The sequence below is a fragment of the Chlorobiota bacterium genome (genome assembly GCA_016700335.1).
Taxonomy (GTDB): domain Bacteria; phylum Bacteroidota; class Ignavibacteria; order OLB7; family OLB7.
In genome coordinates, this window is sequence record CP065014.1 from 457,008 (window position 1) to 478,701 (window position 21,694).

A 21,694-nucleotide genomic window follows, 5' to 3' on the forward strand; every position below is an offset into this window, starting at 1 on the left:
TGAAAAATTAAAAATAAAATATATTTCTACGTAATTAATTAAATTTAATTATAAACTTATTAAAGCTTATGAAGTTAAGATTAAATCTTAGTTTGACTTTATTAATGGTATTGTTTACCATTGCAAATGTTAAAGCACAAAATTTTACTCCAGGATCTCCTGATTCTAGATTTGCACAATCTAGATTGGTTGGAGAAAATATGAAATCACATCAAACTCCAGTTTTTATTCAGAACAATGGACAATGGGATAATTCAGCTCGTTATCTTTTAAAAAGTGAAGGCTTAAATTTTTGGGTAACAAACACAGGAGTCGTTTATGATATGTATAATAACATAACACCTCAATCAACTGAAAGCATTGCAAGAAAATTTGCATCTGGTAAAGTTGACCAAAGTGGTACTGTTGGTCATATCATCAAAATGAATTTCCTTGGTGCTTCAAAAGATGCAAAAGTAATTGGTTTTGATAAGCAAACTGGTGTTCATAATTACTTTATCGGTTGTGATAGAAGTAAATATGCCACAAATGTTCCACTTTTTTCTCAAACATCAATTGAAAATTTGTATAAGGGAATTTCAGTTAAAGTTTATGCTGAAAGTAATAAACCAAGATACGATATCTTAGTTGCACCTAATTCAGATCCTTCTAAGGTTCGTTTGAATTTTGATGGTGCAGATGGATTGTATGTAACAAAAGAAGGCGATTTGGCAATAACTACATCGTTAGGTACTATTCGTCAAGTTGGTTTGTTTGCATATCAAAATGTGAATGGTTTAAATAAAAAAATTGATTGTCGATTTGTGAAAAACAATAACAATGAAGTAATTTTTTCATTGGGCAATTATGATAAATCAAAGGAATTAGTAATAGATCCACTATGGTACTCTCAAAGTATTGGGAATGCAGGGGGAAGTACAATATCTCCTTATAGTGATATAGAAACTGATGCAGCTGGGAATGTTTACATTGCTGGAGGCACAAATGATCCATCATTCCCTTCAACTTCAGGAGCATATAATAATAATCCTCCACAAGCTTTAGCAAATAGTGCTGGAGGTTATGATGCATTTGTAGCAAAGTTTGGACCTAATGGAAATTCTTTAGTGTATGCAACATTTATTGGTGGTAATGGAGTTGATATAGCTTTTGGTTTGGCAATTAATCCTTCTGGTGAAGTTTATGTATGTGGTGGAACAACATCAACAACAAACTTAGCTTTAGGAGCAACTAACAACTTCCCAACTGCTCCTTCCTTGCCAACAGTATTAGCACCTTATAGAGCTACTAATAACCCAAGTGTAGGTGCTTCAGTTGTTACTGCCCAACCTGCTGGTTTTGGCATTCTTGCAACTGCAGGTGCTTCAAATACAACAGATGCTTTCGTTGTAAAATTAAATGCATCAGGTAGTGTACCTTTATATTCAAGCGTTATTGGAGGTCGAGGTGAAGCTAATATTTTGGGTGGAGGAAATCTTCCTACAACTGATATAGCTTATGATATTGCTATTGATCCTTCAAACGCTAATGTTGTTGCTTTTACAGGTGAAACATATTTTGATGTTGTAATTCCTACCTTAGCAACGAATGCTAACCCAATAATTGCAACTGCTCATACTAATGGATCGGGTGGTGATGCTGGTCGTAGAGCAGCATTATCAGATCCTTTCGGTTTGACAAATATGCCGATTGCATATCCAACTACAAATAATGCTTACATGCCAGGACCAAATTTTTCATTTACAACTGTAGGGTTGAATACAAGGTATATAAGTGATGATGCATTTTTGAGTAAACTTGATTTAAATGGTGGTTCTGCTGGTTTAGTTTATTCTACTTTTATTGGTACTACTCATAACACAACTACTGCCCCAGCACCAAGTGCTGGAAATGCTGCAACAACATTCTTTGCAACAACAGTAGTGGCAGCAATGACAAATCCATTAATACCTGGATTGACATCACCACCTGGCGGATCATTCTTTGCATCTGACCCAAGAGGATCAAACAGTGCAACTTATGGCAATTTAATTCCAGAAATAGGTTATGGTATAGCCTTTGGTTCAAATGGAGTAGTTTTTGTTGGTGGTATTATGGGAAATGTTGGAACTTTGCCCGCAAATACAGCTGGTGCAACTGGTGGAAATCATATAGTTCCTAATGGGATATTTTTAGCAAATGGTGCAGATAATAATTTTAATACTTTTGGTACTTCTGAAGGATTTTATATCAAAATTAACACCAATACTATTTTAGGTGGAACCTCTGGTGGTTCTTTAATGAATTGGTCTTATATAGGTGGTAGTGGTAATGAACAAATTTATGATATAGCAATTGATGGTGCTAATAATATTTATTTAACAGGTCAATCTGATAATGCATCTAATTGGGGACTAAATTGGGCAACCCCTCCTTGCGTTCCAGGTTCAACATCCGCAATTGGTAACTCAATTTTACATGGACCTTCAGATGCTTTTGTTGTAAAATTAAACACTACAATTAGCGGTTCTGGAGCTGCAGCTCCTAACATAGGTTATTATACTTTCATTGGAGGTTCAGGCAATGATGCGGGTTATGGCATTAGAGTAGATGCTAGCAATCAAGCTCACATTTCTGGAGTAACTGCATCAACAGATTTTCCAACAACTGCTCCAGATGATTATATTTCTGCTGCAAACTTTATAGACGTTATTCGCCATACAGCTCCTCTAAGGGGAAATACAGATGCATTTGCAACTAAATTAGATGTTGGAGGATGTATTTGTTATTCAACTATAATAAGTGGAACTGGTGGTGGTGTTTTGCCTGCAGTTGTAAACGGTCCAGTACCAGAGACTGGTTATGGAGTTGCCTTGGATATAAATGGAAATATGATTATTCTTGGTAATACAAGTGGTGCAGGGAATAGCTTATTTTATAATACTCCACCATCAGTTACTCCTGTTCCTAACTTAGCAAATACAGTTCGTGGAGCAAATGAAGCGTTTATTACAAAGCTTTATCCAGCAGATATACAATTAGCAAGTATTCGGGCAAATCCTGCATTAGTTGCTCCTCTTCCAGCTGGATTAGGACCAATTCCAGCTGCAGATTGTCCGCAACCAATTGTACCTTTAGTTCAAAACGCAACATTGATTTCTCCAAGATATTGTGTTGATCAATACATGCGTGTTACTTGGCAATCATCAGGTTGTTTGAAGAAATTTGAAATAGAACTTTCTAGTGATTGTGGAGCAACTTGGCCAACTGGTTTAGTAATAACACCATCAGGTGGTGTAGATGTTTCAACTGGATTAGCAAATGGTTTGCCAGTTGCAGTTCCTGGAACATCTGGTGATTTGATTACTTCACAAACTTCAATTCCAGCAACAATTGCTAATGATCAATTCGTTGGTGTTAGATATAATTGTTATACTTATGACTGGAAAATTCGTGATGCAGTTGTACCAATAGGACAAGTTTGTGGTCAAAATTATAAAATTAGAATCCGTTCTGGGGATAATGCATATTTGGCTAATAACGTAGTACTTGGTGATACTTTACCAAATCTATTACCAAATAATAATACATTTACAATTTGTCGTAGACCAATTATAACGAGTGTATCTGCAACATCTTCTAGAGTTTGCCCAAATAGTTCTTCAGATTTAGTACCAATAGTTCCTATTGCTACTCCTCCTTGTGCTACTCCAATTGCACCTGGACCAGAAATGGCGTCAGTTTGGGATATATCATTAGGACCAAATAGTGCAGTTGTACCTGGAGATCCAAATCCAGATAATTGGTGTTGGACAGTAATGGGGAATTCACAGAATACAACAAATCCGTATGTAGCTCAGCCGTTTACATTCAGACCTTGTAATGTTGCATTAGGTAATTCAGGAATAGGGGGTGCGTTATTAACAATAAGTCCAACTCTTTCTTTGGTATCTTGTAATACAACAGCTTCAGCTGGAGCTGCATGTATTGGAATTACTGCTATTAATATGAACACTAACTATTTTGTTAGAATGAGACTTTCAAATGGTTGTTACACAACATGTAGTGCATCATTACCAATAAGAGTTCTAAAAACTTTGAATTTAACTCAACCTTCAGTTAGTCCATTACCAGCTTCTCCACCTTTGTTAGTAACAACAACAGCTGCTTCAACTTCTCCTACATTAAGAGTTAATAACTCAACAATGGAGATGCCACAAATATGTGAAGCAACAACTTTAGCAATGACAGTAGGAGCTTGTGGAACTGATTCAGTATTCCAATGGCAAAAATTTGATTCAACTCCAGGACAAATGTGCTGGAAAAACATTGCCGGAGCAGTTACTAGAGATTATTTGAAACCCAATATTGATACAAATGATAGAGGAAGATATAGAATATTAGTAGGAGGTGCTTGCCATCCAACTCCACAACCTGCAGTTCCTGCACCTGTAGGACCAGATTGTAGTATTTTTGTTCCTGTTCCTTTGGCTAGTTGTCCTGCTACAAATGGATCAACAACTATGCCTTTAACCGGAATTGGAACTTGTGGGTACGTTGTAAGTCCTGTTGGTAGAGATGCTTTAATTAGTACTGAAATTCTTGTTACAGTACTTGGTAAACCAAGGATAATAGTTCCATTAGTTGATTTAACTCGTTGTGTTGGAGAACCAATTTTGTTTAGTATCCAAGCAACTGGAGCAGCTAATCTAATTTATGAATGGTCTTATTCTTCTACAGTTGGAGGACCTTATTTACCAATTATTGGAGCACCAAATGGACCACAATTCCCAATAGTTTCATTGATTAGTGCAAACGCTGGATACTATAGAGTTACTGTTAAATCGTCTGTTTGTAATCTTTCATCAGATGTTAGCACAATGCAATTAAAAGTTGTTCAAACTCCTTTTGAAACTACATCTCCAGTTGATAAGTCAGTTTGTACTGGTCAATCAGCTATATTTACAGTTGCAGCTGGTGGCGCTGTTCCTATTTTATATCAATGGCAAAAAGACTATGTAGATATTCCTGGTGCAACTTCAACAACCTTAACTCTTAATAATGTACAAGCTGTTAATGAAGGTGTTTATAGATGTGTTTATATTAATGCTTGTTCAACAGTTGTTAATGGTAAAGGTGTATTATTAACTGTTAAAACGCCACCATCTTTAAAAGAAGGTCCAATTGATCAGGTTATATGTGTTGGTGGATCAGCTATATTTAGAGTTTCAGCAAATGGTCAGAATTTACAATATCAATGGAAGAAAGATGGTACTGTAATTCCAGGAGCAACTGGAACAACATATTCTGTATTCAATGCTGCAACAACCGATGCAGGAACCTATAATGTAACAGTTACTGGTGATTGTACTCCAAGCATTAATGCATCAGCAAAACTGACGATTACATCAGCCGCAAAAATTACAACTCAGCCAATAGATGTATCTGTTTGTGAGGGTGAAAGAGCTACTTTTACTGTAGTTGCTACAGGTGCAGTAAGTTATCAGTGGAGAAAGAATGGAGTTAATATTTCAGGAGCTACTAATGCTTCTTTCTCTATTAGTTCTGTTAATCCATCTGATGCTTCAAGTTATGAATGTGTTGTTACTGGTGGATGTCCTCCAAACGAAACATCTGTAAAAGCAAAATTAACAGTTAACAAACCAGCTGCAATAACTAGCGATATTCGTGACTTATCAATATGTGTTGGTGACCCAATATCTTTAACAATTGGGGTTATTGGTAGTGGAGCTTCATATCAATGGCGTAAAGATGGTAAAGATATAGTTGGAGCAAATGGTCCTTCTTATTCTATAATTAAAAGTGCACAAGCAACCGATGCTGGTGTTTACGATGTTGAAGTAACAACATTAGGCTGCAAAGGTAAATTAAATAGTGCAAAAGCAACTATAACTGTAAATGTTCCATTTTCAATTACAGCCAGCCCAAGTAGTCAGTCTGTTTGTTCTGGGTCATCGGTTACTTTTACAGTAACAACAACAGGTTCAAATGTTAATTATCAATGGAGAAGAAATGGAGCAAATTTATCTGGTCAAACAGGTGATAAACTTATAATTAATCCAGTTAAAACTTCAGATGGTGGTGATTATGATTGTTTAGTTTCTGGTCCTTGCAAATCTCCATCAGCGAGTGGGGTTGCTAATCTAAAAGTAAATGCTCCTCCTACAGTTTCAATTTCAGCAAATGGCACAACTTTTTGTGAAGGAACTAATTCAAAGCTTGTATTGAGTGCAAATGGAACAGGAACAGGTATTACTTATCAATGGAGAAGAAGCGGAACTCCTATTTTAGGTGCTAACACTGCTATATATGAAGTTAGAGATTTGAAAATTGATAATGCTGGAACTTATGATTGTGTTGTTTCAAATGAATGTAAACCAGATGCTGTAAGTAATCAACTTTCAATTTCTGTAAATAAAGTTGCTTTAACTGCAACAACTTCTTCAATTAATTTTGGAACTGTAAACGTTGGAGAATATAAAGAAGAATTCATGGTGTTTACAAATACTGGAAATAGTCCTGTAAATGTTTCTGGAATAACTTCTCCAAGTTCTCCATTTATCGTGATGAATACAACTCCAATTTTACCTGCGACTTTAAATAAAGGTGAAGAATTGAGGATTAAAATCCGTTATGTTGCAACCGATGGAACTCAAAATGGTAGTCTGTTAGTAAATATTGATAGACCATGTGATGCTCAATTAACTGGAACTTTAACAGGAACAGGAAATGATAAAATTGCTAAAGCAGCTCTTAGAATTTTAGATATGAATTCTCAAGTTAAAAATCAATCTACAGTCCCTTTAAGAGTTGAATTTGCGGGTACTCCAGTAAAAATGGCTGAGGCAAATATTAGAAGCGTAACATTTGAAATTGCATTTAATAGAACAATGCTTTATCCACAAGATGGAACTCCAGTTAGATATGAAGGTGGTGAAGGTATTATGAAAGTTGTTGTAAATAATCCTCCTACTAATGGGTTAATTAAAGAAATTCCAATGTTTGTTCTTCTTGGTAATGCTCGTACAACTCCGTTAAGATTCTACTCTCAGCCAGTTTGGGAAGGTGGTATTGTTAAGAATCTAGGATTACTTGATGGAATGTTTACTGCTTATGATTTCTGTGATCGTGGTGGACTTCGTGGAACAAATGGAGCTGGTTCTATTACTAAGCTTTCTCCGAATCCAGCAAATACCTCTTTGAAAGTTGATTTTACAACATCAAGTGATTTGAATTCTGAAATTAAACTTTATGATTTAAAAGGAACTGAATTAATTTCATTATTCAACATCGAAAATGTTACTGCTGGAAATGATAGAAGCTCAGTATTAGATGTTTCTAAATTAGCTAGTGGAACTTATATGTTAGTTATAAAGGATGGTGATAATATTATGAGGCAACTAGTTATGGTTGTTAAATAACATTTATAATTAATTTATGTAATTAAGCGTTCTTCTACCTTAGGAGGACGCTTTTTTTTGTAATTTTAAAAAGCATTCTTGAATTTAACAATATGGTTTGTTAATGTATAAAAATATTAATATTAGATGCAAAGATTATACAAGAATGTTAAAGATTTATTTCTAAAAAATTTGATCATAAATTTAATGATATATTAGATTTAAATATTGAATAATTTAACTAAATTATAATAAATTAATAACTTATGATTCATTCTTATCATAAAAATAAAATGACTATAGTTTAAGAAAACATTTCAAAAATTAACAGAAAAATATTCACAAAATTTAATATAATATTTAGAGAATTTTAACATCAAGATTTTGTGAAATGTATAGGAATAATAACTATTTTATTAAACAGAATAGAATAGTAATAGTATTTTTTCATAATAAAATTCAACAAATAATTATTTGATTTCAACTTAATTTCTAATCATTCTAACTGATAAATATTATCTTTGCATTAATAATATTTATCAAAATTAAATCTAATAAAGTAGGATTTATATATTTGATAGAAAAAAAATGACTTGTAATTAAAGATCATAAGTTGTAGTAAATGAGGAAAAAATGGAGTTAGATATTAGTAAAACTTTTATTGATATTAAATTGTTTATAAAATTTTTTATTCTCTCTTAAAAGTCTGATTTTATTTATAGAAATAGAAAATACTGCTTGAAATAATCAAGACATGAAAGCTAAACTCAAAATTAAAATTATCCTAATAGATACTTTCTTTTCATTCTTTAACAATATAAATTAACTTATTAAGAAAAGATTAAAATATTGAAAATGAATTTTTTTTGCTACTTTCGATATTTTTTTCAAAATACATTTTATAATAACTAAATAATTTTATAATTGGAATTCAATTAACTGGCAAACTTATTAAAAACTAAAAATATAAATATTTTCAATGAACGATACAAATGAAAGTAAATGTCCTGTTAATCATGGACAAAAAGTACAGATAGGAGGGATGGGAACTTCAAACAAAGATTGGTGGCCCAATCGACTTAATCTTAATATTCTTCGTCAACATTCAACTTTATCTGACCCAATGGATAAAGATTTCAATTATACTGAAGAGTTTAAAAAATTAGATTTAAATGAAATCAAAAAGGACATTTTTAGTTTAATGAAAACATCTCAAGATTGGTGGCCAGCAGATTATGGGCATTATGGTCCTTTATTTATTCGTATGGCATGGCATAGTGCTGGTACTTACAGAACCTCAGATGGTCGAGGTGGTGCAGGAACTGGCAACCAACGTTTTGCTCCTGTAAACAGTTGGCCTGATAATGGTAATTTAGATAAAGCAAGATTATTACTTTGGTCAGTTAAACAAAAGTATGGTAAACAAATTTCTTGGGCAGATTTGATGATTTTGGCTGGTAATTGTGCATTGGAATCAATGGGCTTAAAAACATTTGGATTTGGTGGTGGAAGAGTAGATATTTGGGAACCAGAACAAGATATTTATTGGGGAAATGAAACTGAATGGTTGGGGGATAACCGTTATAGTGGAAAAAGAGATTTAGATAATCCTTTAGCTGCAGTTCAAATGGGATTGATTTATGTAAATCCTGAAGGTCCTAATGGGAATCCTGATCCTTTAGCATCAGCAAAAGATATTCGAGAAACATTTGCCCGCATGGCAATGAATGATGAAGAAACTGTTGCATTAATTGCTGGAGGGCATACCTTTGGTAAGGCTCATGGTGCTGGAAGTGCAACAAATGTTAATCGTGAACCCGAAGGAGCTAATATTGAAGAACAAGGATTAGGTTGGAAAAATAGTTTTGGTACTGGTAAAGGTGGAGATACAATAACCAGTGGGATTGAAGGAGCATGGAAGCCAAATCCTACCACATGGGACAATGGCTATTTTGATACTTTGTTCAAATATGATTGGAAACTTACAAAAAGTCCTGCAGGTGCTCATCAATGGATTCCTACTGATGAGACATCGGCTAATTTAATTGAAGACGCTCACGACATTAATAAGCGTCATGCACCTATAATGACAACGGCAGATTTGTCATTGAAATTAGATCCTATCTATGAAACAATTTCTAGACGCTTTCATGAAAATTTTTCTGATTTTGAAGATGCTTTCGCAAGAGCTTGGTTTAAATTAACACATAGAGATATGGGTCCTCGAGCAAATTATTTAGGATCTGAAGTTCCATCTGAGGAATTGATATGGCAAGATCCAATTCCAATAATTGATCATATTTTAATTGATGATACAGATATTAAGATTTTAAAAGATATGTTAGCAAATTCAGGGTTTTCAGTTTCAGAATTGGTTTCTACCGCTTGGGCTTCTGCTTCAACATATAGAGGTTCTGATAAGCGTGGTGGTGCAAATGGAGCTCGTATTAATTTAGCTCCTCAAAATAATTGGGAAGTAAATAATCCAGTCCTATTAAAAAAGATATTAACAAAATATGAAAGTATTCAAAAAGAGTTTAATGAATCACAAATTTCAGATAAAAAGGTTTCGTTAGCTGACATCATTGTTTTAGGTGGTTGTGTTGGTATTGAAAATGCAACTAAAGAATCGGGATTGAAAATTTCTGTTCCTTTTACTCCTGGTAGAACAGACGCTACAATTGCTCAAACAGATATTGAATCATTTTCAGTTTTAGAACCAAAAGCTGATGGGTTTAGAAATTACAAAAATATTTCTATGGCAAATATTCCAGCTGAAGCAATGTTAGTTGATAAATCTCAATTGTTAAATTTAACAACCACTGAAATGACTGTTTTAATTGGTGGGATGAGAGTTTTAAACACAAACTATAATGGTTCTAAATTAGGTGTTTTTACAAATCATCATGAGCTATTATCAAATGATTTTTTTCTAAATTTATTGGATTTAAAAACTACTTGGAAACCTATATCTGAAGCTGGAGATATCTTTGAAGGTTCAGATAGAACTACTGGTAAGGTAAAATGGACAGCTACAAGAGTGGATCTAATTTTTGGATCTAATTCTGAATTAAGAGCAATTGCTGAAGTTTATGCTTGTGAAGATAGCAAAGAGAAATTTATAAATGATTTTGTTGCAGCATGGTGCAAAGTAATGGATTTGGATAGATTCTAACATTCTTGAAAGAGATTCAAAGATACTATATAAATAAATCACAAATGTTGATATTATAATCAATCAAACTAATTTAAAATTATATCACGATGTAATCCTTTCATATTTGAACAGAGTTACATCGTGATTAATTTCTACTTATTTTATTCCCCTGCACTCCAAGTTTTATTATAAATATAAATTAACAGTAAATTGTTTTTATCTTAAAAACTATACTTTAAGTTACAAATATTATTTTTATTAAAAATAATAATTAAGAATCCGATCAGTTTCGCAAATATTTGCAATTGATTAGTTTCACAAATTATTTGAATGAAATGAGAAGAGAAGTTTTTCAAGCCATAGCTGATCCAACAAGGAGATCTATTATAATGTTAATAGCTATGAACTCAATGACTCCAAATGCACTTGCAAAACAATTTGATATAACTCGTCAAGCTATTTCAAAACATTTGAAAATTCTATATGAATGTAATTTAGTTAAACAAGATTATCAAGGACGAGAGATTTATTATAAACTTGATTTCAATAAATTTAAAGAAATCGATAAATGGATTTCTCAATTAAAGAAAATATGGGATTGTAGATTTAATCAATTAGACAATTTATTATCATTAATTAAAAAAAATAAAAAATGAAAACTAATTTATTCTTTGATTTTCAAGTAAATAAAAATGAAAAACAAATTGTTATTATTCGTGAGTTTGAAGCAGATCGTGAAATAGTATGGAACTGCTTTACAAAAAAAGAACTTCTCGAAAAATGGTTTGCACCAAAACCTTGGCATGCAAAAACTAAAACAATGGAATTTAAAAAAGGCGGGTTTTGGCTTTATGCTATGTGCGGACCAAATGGAGAAGAACATTGGGGAAAAATGGAATATTTTAATATTAACCCAATTGAAAGTTATGAAGGTTTAGATAAATTTTGTGATGAGAATGGAATTCAAAATATGGATTTGCCAAGTCAATATTGGAATGTCAATTTTCAAGTTAAAAATGATATCACATTGGTTAAAATAATTATTAGTTATAAGTCTCTAGAAGATTTGGAAGCTTTAATTAAGATGGGAATGAAAGAAGGGTTAACAATGACATTGAAAAATTTAGATGAAATAATTTTAGAATTAAATAAAAAAAATATGCAAAAAATTACAGTTGTTTCTACAATTAATTCAGATGTTAAAAAAGTATGGGATTACTATACAAAACCAATACATATTATAAAATGGAACTTCGCTTCCTCAGACTGGTGCTGCCCTAAAGTAGAAAACGAATTGAAAATTGGTGGTGTTTATAAAGCAAGAATGGAAGCAAAAGATGGTAGTTTTGGATTTGATTTTGAAGGTACTTATAATAATATTATTTCAGAAAAAAGTATTAATTACACTTTACTTGATAATAGAAATGTATCTGTAGAATTTGAACAAAATAATTATAAGACAATTATAAAAATAGTTTTTGATGCTGAAAATGAAAATCCAATAGACTTGCAAAAAGTTGGTTGGCAATTAATTCTTGACAACTTTAAAAAGTATACTGAAACTAACTAAAAAAAGAAAAACTTGTTTTGAATATAGTCTGAAATTTATTTGTATAAACATAGTTTTTTATAGTTCTAATTTTAATCAATTTTATTTAATCCATTGAAAACTGTATTTTTAAGTTATCATTTTTTGTTAATCAAATTGTTAAAAGTCATAAATTTGAAAAAAAAATATGTTTAAAAAGGAGCTGAAACAGAATCAACAAGAAGAACTTTTTGAAATATTAAAAGATCGTTTCAATAATAACATGATTCGGCATGATAATCTAAAATGGTTAAACATACAAACTAAATTAATTGCCAATCTTAGCAAACTTTGGTCAGTTAATGAGATGGAAATTAGTGGTGGTGAACCAGATGTAGTTAAATATATTATAACAAGTGGGGAATACATATTTTGTGATTGTTCAAAGGAAAGCCCAAAAGGACGAAGGAGTCTTTGTTATGACAGAGAAGGGTTAGAATCAAGGAAAAATTTTGCTCCTGAAAATAACGTTATAGATATGGCTAATGCAATGGGGATTGAACTATTAACGGAAGAAGAATATGGTGAATTACAAATGCTTGGAGATTTTGATACTACAACGTCAAGTTGGTTGAAGACACCAACTGAGATCAGAAAACTTGGTGGAGCAATATTTGCCGATTACAGATATGGAAAAGTCTTTGTGTATCACAACGGTGCACAATCATATTATGCTGGAAGAGGATTTAGGGGTTCAATTAGATTATAAAAGAATACTAGTTTATAATTGAAATTTTAAAAAATGTATTAACCCAAAAATATTAAAATAAAAATTTACGAGTAAATTATTTCCTTCTTGAATAAGATAATTAATTGATTTTTAATTGTTTCGATTATTATAAAATTACTATAAGTAATAATAGAAACTGTTTAAAGTCTTTCTTGAAGTTAAAGGTTTTGATTCTTAATGAATTTATACTTTTCAATACAGTTTTTCATAATGGTAGTTTATAGAGTTGCTTACTTCTTCACTTTTTTACTTATGCTTTTTTCAATTTTTGATTTCAGTTTGTTAGAGTTTTTAGGATAATTAAATATTAATGAATATTTATCTCACAATCTGAAATTTCTTATTATAAATATTTTTTCCATCTAAAATTTTTATTAAGTAGGTACCACTTTTTAAAGTACTAACATTTAAAGTAAATGGATTTAGGGTGGTTTCATTTAAAACAATATCACCCAATGAATTTGTAATTATAACTCTTACATTTAAAGTTTGAAATTGATTGAAATTGATTTTTAACTCATTATAAAATTGATTTAAAGTAATCGAGAAATTTTCCAATACATTTGCATCATAAATTGAATTCATTTTACTTTTAAATCCTTTCACTTTCAAATTATCAATTTGTAAACCAGTAAAGTCGGTACTATATTGAGATTTTGGGGTAGAAAGTACAAATCTAAAATATACATCTTCACCAAGATACTTATCTAAATTTACATGATTTTTCTCCCAAGATTTTGAGGATCCTAATAGATAATATCTGTTTGATGATGTATCAGAAGTAGAAATTTTAAATTGAGGACTTTCTATATTTTCCCAAATACCCGAACTTCCTTTTCGTATTTGTAAAGCAGCAGAGTGATTTCTGGCTTGCACTTCATAAAATATATCAAATGATAAATCGGCTGAAGTTAAATTTTTAAGTGAAATAGATTCTTTCATTTCAAGTATGTTATTTACACTAGACTCAGTATATTTTTTATAAGGACTATCTGAAATTACTTTACCCCTTCCTTGAATATTTTCATAATCCCAATCACCTAAAATCCATTTACCGTTATTTAAATCAAAGTTATCTTCAAATAAAATAGTATTTTGTAAAATTGGTTTAAATGAAAATATATTTTCAAAACCATTATAATTTGTCAAAATAGAAATTGAGTCTTTTAATGAGAATAAATTTGAATCTAGAACATGCAAAGGAATGTTAAATTCTACTTTTTTTAAAGATGAAAGAATTGGGATATTAATTATTGTATCACTTAGTTTCTGTAATTTAAGAGTAGCATTTTGAGTCATTCCTTCTCGACCAATATTCAATACAACAACATTTAAAATTGGGTGATTATTCTCAATTATGATATTGTAATCATAAACAATTGGTGAAGCACCACTTAATCGAATGAAATTTAAGTTCAGATTATTGTTTAATTTACATAATGGAATTATTCTACTTGGAATGGGCCAAAAACCATCTTCGAACGAACCAACTTCTGGAGTCCAAGTAATAGTTTTATAATCAACATTAGAAAAATCATACATCCAATCATCTGCAACTCCACGTGCACTGTAGCCAGCTGTAATATTAGCTGACCCAGTTGCGTAACCAATTGTATTAGATATAATAGGAGAAACAATTTTATAATAATCAGTATCAGAAACAGGGTATTTATTTTTCCAATCAAAAGGTTCAATTAACAAATTAGAATAAGAATGATAATTAAGAATTAACTTAAATTTTTTTGTTAGACAGTAATCACGAATAGCTTGAGTTTCTGGTTCTGAAAATGGAGATGTCCCTCTGTAAGTGTCATTACCTGGTGTATCGCTTGAACCCCCAATTGGAGAATCCCAATATTCTTGAGGTCCATAATTCCTATTTAAGTCAACACTATTTTTTAGCTTATCCCCATCAATTACATTTCTTCTCCAACTTCCACCACCATTTGGAGCATCGGATATATTTTTTTGATAACCATCTGGATTAACAACAAGAACAAAATAGATTGAATAATTTTCAAGAATATTAGTAGCATTAAAATCTTTCCCATAATTTTCAAGTAGCCACCACATTGTGTAAATCAAGCTCATCATCCCAATTGGTTCGCGAGCATGATGCATGGCTGTAAATAGTACTTTTGGAAGAGTTTTGTCATACTCTGGTTTTGCAGATAATCTAATCCCCCAAATTGGCTTAGATTGTCTTGACAAACCTAAAACTTGCAGAGAGCTTGAGAGTGCAGGGTATTGATTATTCATTTGCCTTAGGGCAGTTTCAATTTCACTTAAATTTAAAAAACCTGCACATGAACCCAAAGTAAAATTCTTGAGATCATTTGTTTTTGAAAAGAGATTATTGCTTTTAAACTTCTTTAAGTCTAATTCTGAACGTTCGGAATAATACTTTGTTAAATCTGGAATAAGTACTTCAAATTTAGCTCCAGCAGTTATTATTTTATCAATATCAGTTTTGCTCAAAGCCACTTTCAATCCTCCATTAATCATTATTGAATGATCACAATCTAAAGTTGAAACAACATTTAAAATAGAATCAGAAGGTGAAATAACATTCACTAGAGAATAAATTTCAGTTTGAGATAATAGGGAATTTAAACACAGATATAATAAGAAAAAAGGAACTCCTGAAAACTTCATAGTGAAAAACAATTTGAATTTTAAACGTTGGAAATTCAAGAAATAGATTTATTGGATAATTAAAATATTGTACTTCAAAAATTACTTTTCTTAAAAGGTAAAGTTGTATTTTTGCAATTCTTTATTATAAGAAAGAAACAATAACAGATTAAAAGTTACTTTAATTTAATTAATATTTTATCCAAATTTAGTTAATTAAACTTAAAAGTGGATTTAAAGTTATTTGCATTAATTGTAAAATTTAATAAATAGGTAATTACAAACTAAAAGTAATTAATAATTACTAAAGTGATAACTAAAAAATAATAACAAATTGAAATAGATATGTTTGAAAATTTAAGTGAAAGATTAGATTCAGCAATCAGAAAAATATCAGGAGAGTCTAAGCTTTCTAAGGACAACATAACTGAAGCACTTCGAGAAGTAAGAAGAGCATTGCTTGAGGCGGATGTAAATATAGAAGTGGTAAAAAAGTTTGTTGAAGATGTTGAGCATAAATCCTTGGGGCAGGAAGTTATAAAAACTGTTACCCCAGGCCAAATGATTGTTAAGGTAATTCATGATGAATTGATAGAACTCATGGGTGGTGAGCAGGAGAATATAAATATAGCTGCTGCTGGACCAACAATAATTATGATGTGCGGATTACAAGGTTCTGGTAAAACTACACATTCTGCGAAGTTAGCAAATTATTTCAAGGGAAAAGGACGTAATCCTTTACTTGTTGCTGCCGATACTTACCGTCCGGCTGCTATAGACCAGTTAAAAACATTAGGTGAACAAATTAATGTACCAGTATTTACAATTGAAGGAGATACACCAGTTAACATTTCAGAAAAGTCAATTACTGAAGCTAAACGTACTGGAAGAGATGTCATAATAATTGATACAGCTGGCAGGTTAACTATTGATGATGACATGATGAATGAGGTAGTTAAGATAAAGGAAAGGACACATCCAAATGAGATACTATTTGTTGTAGATGCAATGATTGGTCAAGACGCAGTAACAACTGCAAAAGCTTTTAATGATAAATTAAATATAAATGGAGTAATACTCACGAAACTTGATGGAGATACTAGAGGTGGAGCAGCATTATCAATTAGATCAATTGTAAAAAAACCAATTAAATTTATTGGTACAGGCGAAAAGATTGAAGCCCTTGAGTTGTTTTATCCTGATAGAATGGCATCAAGAATTTTGGGAATGGGCGATGTAGTTTCATTAGTTGAAAAAGCTCAAAGTCAGTTCAATGATGAGCAAATGGCTAAAATGGAAGAGAAGTTCAAGAAGAATCAATTTAACTTAGATGATTTTTATGAACAAATTCAACAAATAAAAAAAATGGGATCTTTGAAAGATTTGTTGGGTATGTTGCCAGGTATGGATAAAGCTATGAAAGGAGTTAACATTGATGATAAAGCCTTTGTAAAAGTTGAATCAATAATTACATCAATGACAAAAGAGGAAAGAAAAAAACCAGAAGTTATTGACGGAAGCAGAAAAAAGCGTATTGCTAAAGGTTCTGGAACTGATATTCAAGATGTAAATAAATTGTTAAAACAGTTTGATGATATGAGAAAAATGATGCGTAAAGTTGCTGGTGGTGGGCTAAATAGAATGATGATGCCTAAAAGCAATGCTGGAGGAATGATGCCATTTGGAAAGAGATAAATCTTTTAAAGCTTTTAGAATACAATATTAAATGGTCAATTCATGAATTTTTGAATTGACCTTTTATTTTTCTAACATGGGTTGTTGAATGTACTATTCTTTCTCACATAGTTCCATCCATCGTTCAAGGTTTTTATTTAATTTTTCGTCAACAGTTTTTAATTTATCAGTAATTTCTAAAACTAATTTATAATCTGTACCATCATTATCATTAATTTGATTCGATAATTCAGAATGATTCTCCTCTAGAATAGATATAATTTTTTCAAGTTCTTTTAGTTCTAATTTTTCACTAAAAGTAATTTTTGGATTTAATGTTTTTTCAGAATTAGCATTTGGTATAATTTGAGCTTGTAAATTTACCTTTTGATTTTGAATTTTTAATTCTTGTTTCTCTTCATATTTTTCTTCAAGTTTATCAAGATAAATAGAATAATTCCCTGGGTATTGTTTAATAATTCCATCTGATTCAAAAGCATAAATAAAATTAACAGTTTTATCTAAAAAAGAACGATCATGAGAAACAACAATTAGAGTACCTTTGAAATGATCTAAAAATTCTTCAAGAGTGCTTAAAGTAGCTATATCAAAGTCATTTGTTGGCTCATCAAGTAATAGTACATTTGGGTTACCCATTAAAACACAAAGTAATGCTAACCTTCTTCTTTCTCCTCCAGAAAGTGATTCTACTAAAGCAAAGTGCTGTTTAACTGGAAATAAAAATCTCTCAAGTAATTCTCTTGCAGTTAAAAAATTCTCTTTTCCAACACCAACATTAATATATTCCGCAATATCCCTAAGCACCCCTATAACTGTTTTTTTGGGATCTAAATCGGAATTCTCCTGTCGGAAATAACCAATTTTGACTGTTTCACCTATTTTCACACTGCCACTATCTGGTTCAATTAATCCAGCCATTACATTCAACAAAGTAGATTTACCAGTACCATTCGGACCAATAATTCCAATCCTATCCCCTGGGGCGGCATAATAACTAAAATTATTGAATAGAATTTTATCACCAATTGATTTAGAAATATTATGTGAGTTAATCACAATACCGCCTAAGAAGGCAGCACCAAATTCAATCTTAATGTTTTTTTCTTCAGGTGGAGGTGGTTCAGCTTTCATTTTAGCAATCCAATCTATACGGCTCTGTTGTTTGGATCTGCGTGCTTTAGCCCCTCTTTGCAACCAGACCAATTCAGTTCGAAGTCTGTTTCTTAAGTGGTCTGCATTTGATTCTTCAACAGCAATCATAGATTCTTTTCTTTCAAGATATTTTTCAAAATTGCCTGGAAAAGAAAATAATTTATTCCTATCAAGTTCAACAATTCTGTTGCTAACAGCATCAAGAAAATATCTATCATGGGTAACAAGGAGTAAGCCAATTTTAGAACGTTGAATGTAATCTTGAAGCCATTGGACTGAAGCTGTATCTAAATGATTTGTAGGTTCATCTAGAATTAATAAATCTGGATCTGATATTAATGCTCTTGCCAATGCTACTCGTTTTCTTTGACCTCCTGACAAATTCATAACATCAGATTCAAAATTATCCATTCCAAGTTTCGTCAATATAGTTTTTGCTTCCGTATCTAACGTCCAACCATTTTCTTCATTAAGGCTAGAAGTAATATTGTTTAACTCATCTTCTTCTAAATGAGTTAATGTTAAATTTTTACATAATTCTGAATGTCTATTTATGAGTTCAGATACTTTACGTTTGCCGTTCATTACAGCTTCAAGAACATTTTCATGAAGTTGAAATTGTGGTAGTTGTTCTAAAAATTCATAAGAATATTCTCTATTAAAACCAACTATACCAGTATCTGGGGTTTCTACTCCAGCAATAATTTTAAGAAAAGTAGTTTTACCAACACCATTTCTACCAATTATACTGACTCTTTCACTTACTTCCATTCCGAAGTTAATGTTTTCAAACAATAATGAATCATTATAACTTTTACTTAAATTTGATGCAGAGAATAAGGACAAAATATTTGTTGTTTTATTGAATTATTGATTTTAAGATAGAAAATTAATATCAAAATTGTTAGATAGAATTTTAGATATAAACCAAAAAGTATTTATTTAAAAATTAAATTTTGTGGCAAAAATAACACTAGTAATTTAAGGTATTAGATTTTCATAAAATTTAATTTTATATTGTTTTTCAAAACCATTTTTATAAGAGTTATATTTGCAAAATTATTTTATTAAAGTATCTGTTTCAAACCAAAATATGAATGATATAAATTCAGAAAAAGTAAAAAATATACTATTAGAAGCTAAAAAAATGGGTTTTAGCGACAGACAAATAGCATACCTTTGGAATAAATCGGAGAAAGAAATTCGCGAGCTTAGAAAGTTATTGGGAGTAATGCCAGTATATAAAACAGTAGATACATGTGCAGCTGAATTTGAAGCAAATACTCCTTATCATTATTCCACATACGAAATAGAAAATGAATCAGTAATTTCTAACAAAAAGAAGATAATAATTCTAGGCGGAGGACCAAATAGAATTGGACAGGGAATTGAGTTTGATTATTGTTGTGTACATGCTGTAATGGCACTTAGGGAAAAAGGTTTTGAAGTTATCATGATAAATTGTAATCCTGAAACTGTTTCAACTGATTATGATACAACAGATAAATTATATTTTGAGCCACTTACTTATGAAGATGTTATGAATATAATAGAGATTGAGAAACCTGATGGTGTAATAGTTTCTTTTGGTGGACAAACTCCATTAAAGTTAGCCAAAGAATTAGAAAATAGTGGAGTTAAGATTCTAGGTACTTCTTCAGAGGGTATAGACTTAGCCGAAGATAGAAAAAGATTTGGTGAATTGATTGATAATCTTGGAATACCAGTTCCTGCATGGGGCACAGCCTTAAGTGAAAATGAAGCTGTAGAAATTGCTGAGAGAATTGGTTATCCAGTTTTGGTTAGACCTAGTTATGTTTTAGGAGGTCGTGCAATGGAGATTTGCTATAGGAATGTACGTTTAAGAGAATATATGATAAATGCCACCCTTGTCTCTCCAAATCATCCAGTTTTAATAGATCACTTTTTAGAAAAGGCTTTTGAGTTTGATGTAGATGCAATTTGTGATGGGGAAGATGTTTTAATTGGTGGTATAATGCAACATATTGAAGAAGCTGGAATTCATTCTGGTGATTCAAGTTGTATTTTACCCCCTTATAGTATAACAGCAGACCAATATGAAACATTAATTGATTATACAAAAAAACTTGCAATAGCTCTTAAAGTTGTTGGATTAATGAATATACAATTTGCAATGCAAAGGGGCATAATATATGTACTTGAAGTAAATCCAAGGGCAAGTAGAACTGTTCCATTTGTAAGTAAAGCAACTGGAATTTCATTAGCTAAGTATGCTGCTCGAACAATGACTGGTGAAAAGATTAAAGATTTTGGATTAGAAGATATGCAGATGACATTGAAGCATTCAGCTGTAAAAGAATCTGTTTTCCCATTTAACAAATTTCCAAAATCATCAATGTTTTTGGGTCCAGAAATGAGGAGTACAGGCGAAGTAATGGGTATAGATTCAGGAGTTGGGTTAGCAGTTGTTAAAGCCAGAATTGCCTCTGGGAATAGTTTGCCAATTTCTGGATCTATATTTGTAACTTTATCTGATAATGATAAAAGACCCAGAGCAGCGGAAACAATGAAGGGGTTTGTTGAATTGGGTTTTGAAATTATTGCCACAGGGGGTACTAGTGCTTTCCTATCTGAAAGTGAAATTCCAAATACAAAAATTTTAAAAATATCTGAAGGTTCTCCAAACATATTAGATTTTCTTCGTGAGGGGAAAGTTCAATTAGTTATAAACACCCCATCAGGTGAAGTAGCACGTGAAGATGAGAAAAGAATGGGTGCAGTATCCATGGAATACAAGGTGCCTTTTATTACAACGGCTTCAGCTGCAGCTGCTGCACTAAGGGGTATTAAATCATTACTAACTAAAGAAGTAAATGTAAAATCGCTACAAGAATGGTATAAATAAATTATTAGAAATAGAATATTGATCTAAAAAAAAGAACTAAATTTAATTTAGTTCTTTTTTTTATTTTCTAATTTATGCAGCTTTATATATAATCTTACGAATTGTATCGTATTGTAAATATGGATATAGTTCTTGTAAACTTTCAATTGCATTTGATGATCCAAGCATTGGTTTTAGACTGTAATACTTTTTTCTGATTTGATAATTTCTTAATTGTATCGAATCAATTAAGTCATTTTCAAATAACATGTTGAAAGTTGAGTCATCAATCAAATCATTTAAAGGATTTGTATAAACGGTTGGTTTTGGTTTTTCAATTTGAATCTTTTCATCTTGTGAAATTTGATTAAAAGAATTCAATTTGGCTAATCGCACACGAGAACGCAATGTTGTTCTTAACATAACTTAATTACGGAGTTAAAATGTTGAAAATCTTAATTTTGCACCGTGT

The 21,694-nt window shown here is 31.3% G+C and carries 10 protein-coding genes and 1 pseudogene; 8 read left to right on the forward strand and 3 right to left on the reverse strand.

Annotation, left to right across the window (positions count from 1 at the left end; all coding sequences use genetic code 11):
- Positions 1 to 68: 68 nt before the first annotated feature.
- The 6 genes and pseudogenes from IPP08_01825 to IPP08_01850 all read left to right on the forward strand — a co-directional run bounded on the left by IPP08_01825 (position 69) and on the right by IPP08_01850 (position 12,854).
- Positions 69 to 7,421 (forward strand): immunoglobulin domain-containing protein, encoded by a 7,353-nt coding sequence (locus IPP08_01825; GenBank protein QQS66938.1) that lies wholly within the window; start codon positions 69 to 71, stop codon positions 7,419 to 7,421.
- A 958-nt stretch (positions 7,422 to 8,379) separates the two neighbouring features.
- Positions 8,380 to 10,575: a catalase/peroxidase HPI gene (katG, locus tag IPP08_01830; protein QQS66939.1), complete on the forward strand. Its 2,196-nt coding sequence runs from the start codon at positions 8,380 to 8,382 to the stop codon at positions 10,573 to 10,575.
- A gap of 317 nt (positions 10,576 to 10,892) precedes the next feature.
- Positions 10,893 to 11,213 carry a winged helix-turn-helix transcriptional regulator gene (locus tag IPP08_01835; GenBank protein ID QQS66940.1) on the forward strand — a complete coding sequence of 107 codons (321 nt, stop codon included), beginning with the start codon at positions 10,893 to 10,895 and terminating at the stop codon, positions 11,211 to 11,213.
- Positions 11,210 to 11,710, forward strand: a pseudogene (locus IPP08_01840) (SRPBCC domain-containing protein). Before IPP08_01835 ends, IPP08_01840 begins: the two are co-directional and overlap by 4 nt.
- A 6-nt stretch (positions 11,711 to 11,716) precedes the next feature.
- Entirely contained in the window at positions 11,717 to 12,127 is a 411-nt protein-coding gene (locus IPP08_01845; GenBank protein ID QQS67810.1) for an SRPBCC domain-containing protein, read from the forward strand.
- A 166-nt stretch (positions 12,128 to 12,293) separates the two neighbouring features.
- Positions 12,294 to 12,854 carry a DUF4256 domain-containing protein gene (locus IPP08_01850; GenBank protein QQS66941.1) on the forward strand — a complete coding sequence of 187 codons (561 nt, stop codon included), beginning with the start codon at positions 12,294 to 12,296 and terminating at the stop codon, positions 12,852 to 12,854.
- A gap of 339 nt (positions 12,855 to 13,193) precedes the next feature.
- Here IPP08_01850 and IPP08_01855 read toward each other — a convergent pair whose 3' ends face one another.
- Positions 13,194 to 15,530, reverse strand: coding sequence for an immune inhibitor A (locus IPP08_01855; protein QQS66942.1), 2,337 nt, complete (start codon positions 15,528 to 15,530; stop codon positions 13,194 to 13,196).
- Positions 15,531 to 15,854: 324 nt separating this feature from the next.
- Here IPP08_01855 and ffh point away from each other — a divergent pair, with 324 nt between their 5' ends.
- Positions 15,855 to 17,204, forward strand: a complete 1,350-nt coding sequence (ffh, locus tag IPP08_01860; GenBank protein QQS66943.1) for a signal recognition particle protein — start codon at positions 15,855 to 15,857, stop codon at positions 17,202 to 17,204.
- Positions 17,205 to 17,297: 93 nt separating this feature from the next.
- On the opposite strand, the gene IPP08_01865 is transcribed toward ffh, so the two are convergent.
- Positions 17,298 to 19,202, reverse strand: coding sequence for an ABC-F family ATP-binding cassette domain-containing protein (locus tag IPP08_01865; protein QQS66944.1), 1,905 nt, complete (start codon positions 19,200 to 19,202; stop codon positions 17,298 to 17,300).
- A 247-nt stretch (positions 19,203 to 19,449) separates the two neighbouring features.
- Between IPP08_01865 and carB the strand changes: the two genes are divergently transcribed.
- A complete protein-coding gene (gene carB, locus IPP08_01870; protein ID QQS66945.1) occupies positions 19,450 to 21,243 on the forward strand; it encodes a carbamoyl-phosphate synthase large subunit in 1,794 nt (597 codons plus the stop codon).
- 72 nt (positions 21,244 to 21,315) lie between these two features.
- Here the strand turns inward: carB and IPP08_01875 are convergent, their stop codons facing one another.
- On the reverse strand, positions 21,316 to 21,561 hold the full coding sequence (locus IPP08_01875; protein ID QQS67811.1) for a hypothetical protein: 246 nt from the start codon (positions 21,559 to 21,561) through the stop codon (positions 21,316 to 21,318).
- Between the last annotated feature and the right edge of the window lie 133 nt (positions 21,562 to 21,694).

Bases quoted from the DNA above. Each gene is read 5' to 3' on its own strand.
- IPP08_01850 (QQS66941.1), top strand. From the start codon at position 12,294: ATGTTTAAAAAGGAGCTGAAACAGAATCAACAAGAAGAACTTTTTGAA.
- carB (QQS66945.1), top strand. From the start codon at position 19,450: ATGAATGATATAAATTCAGAAAAAGTAAAAAATATACTATTAGAAGCT.
- IPP08_01845 (QQS67810.1), top strand. From the start codon at position 11,717: ATGCAAAAAATTACAGTTGTTTCTACAATTAATTCAGATGTTAAAAAA.
- IPP08_01855 (QQS66942.1), bottom strand. From the start codon at position 15,530: ATGAAGTTTTCAGGAGTTCCTTTTTTCTTATTATATCTGTGTTTAAAT.
- IPP08_01825 (QQS66938.1), top strand. From the start codon at position 69: ATGAAGTTAAGATTAAATCTTAGTTTGACTTTATTAATGGTATTGTTT.
- katG (QQS66939.1), top strand. From the start codon at position 8,380: ATGAACGATACAAATGAAAGTAAATGTCCTGTTAATCATGGACAAAAA.
- ffh (QQS66943.1), top strand. From the start codon at position 15,855: ATGTTTGAAAATTTAAGTGAAAGATTAGATTCAGCAATCAGAAAAATA.
- IPP08_01835 (QQS66940.1), top strand. From the start codon at position 10,893: ATGAGAAGAGAAGTTTTTCAAGCCATAGCTGATCCAACAAGGAGATCT.